Origin of the sequence: Microbispora amethystogenes, assembly GCF_016863015.1 — a bacterium.
Lineage (GTDB): Bacteria > Actinomycetota > Actinomycetes > Streptosporangiales > Streptosporangiaceae > Microbispora > Microbispora amethystogenes.
Map to the genome: position 1 here is coordinate 1 of NZ_BOOB01000137.1, position 956 is coordinate 956.

Sequence of the window (956 nt, forward strand, 5' to 3'; positions counted from 1 at the left end):
GGCCCTCGCCCACACCGCCCGGCGCCACGAAAGCCTGCGCACCACCCTGCGGATGACGGAGGGGGAACTCGTTCAGGTCGTACACGACGAGTGGGATTGGGAGCCGCCACTCACCGTCGTACCCGACCTGGCGGAAACCCTGGAGCAGTGGCGGACCTCGACGGTCGACCTCGAACAGGGTCCGCTGTTCCGCGCGCGGGTGGTGCGTGTCTCGGACGACGAGCACGTGCTGCTGCTGTCGCTCCACCATGTCATCGCGGACGGCTGGTCCCTCACGGTGCTGTTTCGCGAGATCGCCGCGCACTATGAGGCCGCCTGTGCGGGCGACCCGTTGCCGCAGGACGCCCCTCTTCAGTACGGCGACTACGCCCAGTGGAAGCTCGACACTCCGGCCGATGACTCCGAACTCGATTTCTGGCGCGGATATCTCGCCGGCGCGCAGACGCTCGACCTGCCCACCGACAAGCCGCGCCCACCGTACGAGACGCACCGTGGGAACGCCGTTCCGCTCGGTCTGCCCGCGCGGACCGTCGAGCGCCTCGCACGGGAAAGCGGTACGACGACCTTCACGGTGATCACGACCGCGTTGACGCTGCTGCTCGCCAAACTCACCGGTCAGGACGACGTCACCATCGGCATTCCGTCCTCCGGCCGCACGCACCCGGGCACCGCCGACATGATCGGCTTCCTGGCGAACACCCTTCCCCTGCGCTCCGTGACCCGCCCCGGCACGACACTCGCGGAGGCGTTGCGCGCGACCCACGCGAACCTTCTGGAGGTCCAGCTTCACGGTGACACCCCGTTCGAGCGGATCGTCCAGCATGTGCGGCCGGAACGTGATTTCAGCCGCAGCCCGTTCTTCCAGGTCATGCTCGCGCTGGACAGCTCACCCCAGCGGACGCTGGAGCTTCCCGGCCTGCGCTTCACCCGGGTCGACATGGCGCCCGCCGGTACAC

The 956-nt window shown here is 68.6% G+C and carries 1 protein-coding gene; it reads left to right on the forward strand.

Going from position 1 to position 956, the window contains the following annotated elements; translation table 11 throughout:
* Positions 1-956, forward strand: a 956-nt coding sequence (locus Mam01_RS36045) for a condensation domain-containing protein (protein WP_239101888.1), incomplete at both ends; no start/stop codon positions are given.